This window comes from Bowdeniella nasicola (genome assembly GCF_001907295.1).
GTDB classification, from domain to species: domain Bacteria; phylum Actinomycetota; class Actinomycetes; order Actinomycetales; family Actinomycetaceae; genus Bowdeniella; species Bowdeniella nasicola.
Map to the genome: position 1 here is coordinate 1 of NZ_MQVR01000110.1, position 5043 is coordinate 5043.

A 5043-nucleotide genomic window follows, 5' to 3' on the forward strand; every position below is an offset into this window, starting at 1 on the left:
ACGACCATGACCGATACCGACACGCCCGCACTAGCAAGCTAAAACCCCAAACGAGAGGAAAACGCCGTTACACCACTACAAGGGACTTGACCTCAAGGATCCAGCTCGGGTTCGGGAGTCGTGGCAGGCGACGTTCGGTGGCGCGAGGAACGGGAACAAGATCGCCGTCCTTGAGGAGGGCATGAAGTACACGCCGATCTCAGTGTCTCCTGAACAGGCGCAGTTCTTGGAGACCCGTAAGTTTCAGATCAATGAGATCGCCCGCATTTTCCGTATCCCGCCGCACATGATCGGTGACCTCGAAAAGAGCTCATTTTCGAACATTGAGCAGCAGAGTCTCGAGTTTGTGAAGTACACGCTTGATCCGTGGGTGATCCGCTGGGAACAAGCCATCACCAAAACACTCCTCAGTCCGTGTGAAAAACCTGGCGTGTATGTGAAGTTCAACGTTGAAGGTCTGCTGCGCGGGGACTACCAGTCACGCATGGAGGGATACGCGGTGGCTCGGCAGAACGGGTGGATGAGCGCTAACGATATACGCGAGCTAGAAAACCTCGACAAGATTCCTGCTGAGGCTGGCGGGGATCTCTACCTGGTAAACGGCAACATGCTCCCACTCAGTCTTGCAGGGGCATACGCGCAGACAACCGAGTCTGAACCGAAGCCTGAACCGGCTGAGGAACCTACGAGTGAATCTTCTGTAAGGAGGAGGATATGAGACGTTTTTGGAACTGGCTCACACCCGAGCCACGCAACACTGACCCGGACGCAGGTAGTGTCCGGGTTTTACGCATTAGCGGCACAATCGCTGAAGAATCCTGGTTCGATGACGACATCACACCCGCCATCTTCGCCAATGAACTCAACGCGGGTAGCGGGCCGGTGACGATCTGGCTCAACAGCCCCGGAGGGGACGTGGTTGCTGCCGCACAGATCTACAACATGCTCATCGACTACCCAGGCACAGTCACCGTCAACATCGACGGGATCGCCGCATCCGCCGCGTCCGTGATCGCCATGGCAGCCACGAAGGTCGCCATGAGCCCGGTGTCGATGTTGATGATTCACAACCCTGCCACGATGGCGGTCGGGGATAAGGACGAACTCGCACGTGCAATGAACATGCTTGATTCGGTTAAAGAATCGATCCTGAATGCATATCAGGAGAAGACGAACTTGAGCAGGGCGAAGCTGTCCAAGCTCATGGACGCCGAAACGTGGATGGATGCGCGGGCCGCGATCGACATGGGATTTGCCGACGAACTCCTGACAGGTGAACGCAACCCAATGTTTGCGGTCTCGCCTGAGAAGCCCAACGATGACCTGGATGACGATGAGGACAAGGTCGACTCCCCAGACGAACCCGACGACGATGAGAAGCGCCTGCCGTTCCCACCCAAGAACGCAGGACTTGGCACGGTGTTTTCACGCCGAGCAGCCGAGCAAAAACTCGTCGCACATCTGACCGCCACATCACCTCCGAAGCCGATGCGACCACCACACCTCACCACTACACCCGCTGCACCTCTTGGTCGGCGGGTTTGTGATTTGTACGCCGAACTAGCGAACCAACCCCACTGAAAGGACAACTAACCATGACGACCCCTATGACTGTTTCTGATCTTCGTACCAAGCGCGCAGATGTTTGGGAGAAGGCGAAGGCTTTCCTAGATGAGCGCCGCGACACCACAACTGGCTGTCTGTCTGCTGAAGATGATCAGGCTTATGCGAAGATGGAAGCCGAGATCGATCGTCTCACCAATGAGATCGCCCGCTCTGAGCGCGCCCTGCGCCGCGACGCCGACCTCGCACGAGCAACGAACATGCCGCTCACGTCCATGCCGGGTATGAATCCTGATGATGAAGCCAAGCCGACTGCACCGCGCGCGACCGCCTCGTATAAGCGGGCGTTTTGGGACGCGATGCGGCTCAACGTTTCTCCGATGGAAGTCCGCAACGCACTGTCTGAAGGCGTCGATACTGAGGGCGGCTATCTGGTGCCTGATGAGTTCGAACGTACCCTGATCTCCTCACTGGAGGATCAGAACATCATGCGAGGCCTAGCCAAGGTCATTCAAACCACCAGCGGGGATCGGAAAATCCCGGTCGTCTCTACGCATGGCACTGCCGGGTGGCTCGATGAGGGCAAGCCGTATACGGAATCTGATGAAGCTTTCACGCAGGTCAATTTGAGTGCGTTTAAGCTCGGCACCTTCCTCAAAATTTCAGAGGAACTCTTGAACGATGCGGCGTTTAATGTCGAGCAGTATTTGGCGGCGGAGTTTGCTCGTCGTATTGGCGCTGCCGAGGAAGAAGCCTTCCTCACCGGGGACGGTAAGGGTAAGCCCACCGGTATTTTCGCAACTTCTGGTGGTGGTGAGAAGGCAGTGACTACGGGCAAGGCGACGGATATTACGGCTGATGAACTCATCGATCTGCACTACGGTTTGCGTGCTCCGTATCGGAAGAACGCGGTGTGGCTGATGAACGACTCGACCGTGAAAACCATCCGCAAGCTCAAGGATGGTAACGGCCAGTATCTGTGGCAGCCAGCCCTGACCGCAGGAACCCCAGACCTTGTCCTTGGCCACCCCGTCCACACGTCCACGTTTGTGCCTGAAATCAAGGCTGGTGCGTCGACGGTTGCTTTCGGTGACTTGTCGTACTACTGGATCGCCGACCGACAAGGCCGCTCGTTCAAGCGGCTCAACGAACTGTTCGCAACCACCGGACAGGTCGGATTCCTCGCATCTCAGCGACTGGACGGCAAGCTCGTCCTACCCGAAGCAGTCAAGCTGCTCACCCAAAAGGCAGGAGCATAACCAGCGGTTCTACACACGGATAGGGGGTGGCCGCACATGGGCACGAACGAACTCATCGATCAAGTGAAGGCGAATCTACTCATCACCTTCGATGACGACGACAGACTGATTGCTGCGCTGATCAATGCGGCCATCTCCTACGCCTGCGCTTTCCAGCACCTGCCCGAAAACCACTACGAGACACGCGACATGTCTGGGGCAACGCGGCAAGGAATTGTCATGCTCGCCTCGCATTTCTACGAGTCTCGTGATGGTTCCACGGCAGGATTCTGGGCCGATAAACCCGATGCGGCGCGGGCGGTATGGAACGCGGTCAACAACCTGCTGCGTCTGGATCGGGATTGGAAGGTGTAGACCAATGGCTTCTCTTGGATCCATGCGCACCACCATCGACCTCATCCAGCCAATGGTTGTGCGTGATAAGGCGGGGTTCACTACCACACGCGATGAAGTGCGAGCAACGGTGCGGGCGCAGATCGAGGTTCGGCATGCATCGGCTGCGTGGGTGAATCGAGCCGCATATACGAAAGCTGACGTCCTCTTCCGCATCCGCACCGTCCCCGGACTATCCGTAACTACGGATATGCAGATCAGCGGACCGGATGGCAGGTATGTGATCGACGCAGTCGAAGTGATCGGCCGTTACGTGGAGATTCTCGCCCACCAGACCACGCCCGAAGGGAGCAACTGATGGCTAGAGTGCAGATTCGCCTGCCGAACGCGTTCATTGATTCCCTCGACGCTGCCAGCCGTGTGCTCGAAACATCTGCTGATGAGGTTCTGCAAGCTGGGGCTGCGGTGGTTGAACCGCGTATGCGAGCCAACCTCACCGGTGCGATCGGACGGGCCACCAAGCAGCCCTCGCGTTCAACCGGGCAACTACTCGCAGCGCTTGGTACAAGCTCGGTGAAAGTAAACAGCCGAGGCGATCACAACATTAAAGTCGGCTTCGCTGAAAATCGCCGTGACGGCAGAGCGAATGCGTTGATCGCCAGCGTCCTCGAACACGGCCGATCCAACCAGTCCGCACGTCCGTTCCTGGCGCCTACACGTTCGCAAACACGGCGTGGTGCGATCGACGCCATGAAAACGGCGCTGATCGCGCGGATTGAGCAGGTGGGGCCATGACCGCATTATTGGAACAACTAACGAACATCGCTGACAAGCTCGGGCTGCCGTTCGAAGTCGGCCTGTATACGGCCACGCCAGCGCCGCAGACGTATCTCGTGGCAACCCCGCTGACAGACATGTTCGACGTGTTCGCAGACAATCAACCCAGTATCGAGGTTGAGGAAGTCCGCCTCGCACTCTTCACCAAAGGAAACTATCTCGACCTGCGTAACCGCATTACTCGCGCACTGCTCGACGCCGGATTAACGATTACTGGTCGTACCTATGTCGGCTTTGAAGCTGATACCGGATTTCACCATTACGCGCTCGATGTGGCGGCAGCGAACTCGTGGGGTTAGGCGGTTTCGTCGTCGAAGAAGTCGTCGTCGATCTCGTAGAGGGTGAACTCGCGGGCCTTATGGACGGCAACCCCGTAAGCGAGCATCAGGCTGGTGAGTTTGATGCCGTCGATGAGGATGATCCTGCCGTGGCGATATCCAGCTGCGGTGCGCTCGGCAGCGGGCTGGAAGCTGGATGTCGTGATGAACACGCCCAGGTTCGCACCGCGTGAATCCAGGGATCCGATGAAGTTGCGAATCTCTGGATCACCGACTTTGTTCGTGTCGGCGTAACGCTTGGCCTGAATGTAGATGTTCGTCAGCCCGAGAGCGTCCTGGCGGATCACACCGTCGATACCTCCGTCACCGGAGCGCCCGACATGCTGTTTCTCACCGTGGGTGCCGCCGTAGCCCATCGCCCACAACACGTCGATCACGGCCTTCTCAAAGAACTCGGGCGAGGCTTCCTGCAGGCGTTTGCGCAGCGCGGTCTCGGTCTGCGCGTTGAAGGTTCGCTCGGCAGCAGCCATCACCTCGACCGGGTTCGCCTCCTCCTTGGCAGTTGACTCCAAGGTATCCGGAACCTCGCGCTTGCGGGCGGCGATTTCTTCCTGGTAGGCCTGCCACACAGGCCACTCGAGCATGTCCTTCTCGGAATACTCCGCCAAAGACCGAGCATCGACAGTTGAGTCCCTCATAGTGGTGTAGCGGGGTGGTCGTGCTGGACAGCAGGGCGGTCACCGCGTGATCCTCGAGTTCATCTTCTACAACTC

The 5043-nt window shown here is 57.9% G+C and carries 7 protein-coding genes and 1 pseudogene; 7 read left to right on the forward strand and 1 reads right to left on the reverse strand.

Annotated elements, in window-relative coordinates; translation table 11 throughout:
• Window positions 1–145: 145 nt before the first annotated feature.
• The 7 genes and pseudogenes from BSZ39_RS12040 to BSZ39_RS12070 form a co-directional block, all read left to right on the forward strand.
• Window positions 146–718: pseudogene (locus tag BSZ39_RS12040) on the forward strand (phage portal protein); the annotation flags it as partial.
• Window positions 715–1581, forward strand: coding sequence for a head maturation protease, ClpP-related (locus BSZ39_RS12045; RefSeq protein ID WP_073717565.1), 867 nt, complete (start codon window positions 715–717; stop codon window positions 1579–1581). The pseudogene BSZ39_RS12040 and the gene BSZ39_RS12045, both read left to right, overlap by 4 nt.
• Before the next feature lie 14 nt (window positions 1582–1595).
• A complete protein-coding gene (locus BSZ39_RS12050; protein ID WP_073717566.1) occupies window positions 1596–2822 on the forward strand; it encodes a phage major capsid protein in 1227 nt (408 codons plus the stop codon).
• 36 nt (window positions 2823–2858) lie between these two features.
• The gene (locus tag BSZ39_RS12055; protein WP_073717567.1) at window positions 2859–3176 is read left to right on the forward strand and encodes a head-tail connector protein; all 318 of its coding nucleotides are present in this window, start codon (window positions 2859–2861) and stop codon (window positions 3174–3176) included.
• Window positions 3177–3180: 4 nt separating this feature from the next.
• On the forward strand, window positions 3181–3513 hold the full coding sequence (locus BSZ39_RS12060; protein WP_073717568.1) for a phage head completion protein: 333 nt from the start codon (window positions 3181–3183) through the stop codon (window positions 3511–3513).
• Window positions 3513–3950, forward strand: a complete 438-nt coding sequence (locus BSZ39_RS12065) for an HK97-gp10 family putative phage morphogenesis protein (RefSeq protein WP_073717569.1) — start codon at window positions 3513–3515, stop codon at window positions 3948–3950. The genes BSZ39_RS12060 and BSZ39_RS12065 overlap by 1 nt, the downstream gene beginning before the upstream one ends.
• On the forward strand, window positions 3947–4291 hold the full coding sequence (locus tag BSZ39_RS12070) for a hypothetical protein (protein WP_073717570.1): 345 nt from the start codon (window positions 3947–3949) through the stop codon (window positions 4289–4291). Before BSZ39_RS12065 ends, BSZ39_RS12070 begins: the two co-directional genes overlap by 4 nt.
• Here the strand turns inward: BSZ39_RS12070 and BSZ39_RS12075 are convergent.
• On the reverse strand, window positions 4288–4968 hold the full coding sequence (locus BSZ39_RS12075) for a restriction endonuclease (RefSeq protein ID WP_073717571.1): 681 nt from the start codon (window positions 4966–4968) through the stop codon (window positions 4288–4290). The genes BSZ39_RS12070 and BSZ39_RS12075 overlap by 4 nt on opposite strands.
• Window positions 4969–5043: the final 75 nt, after the last annotated feature.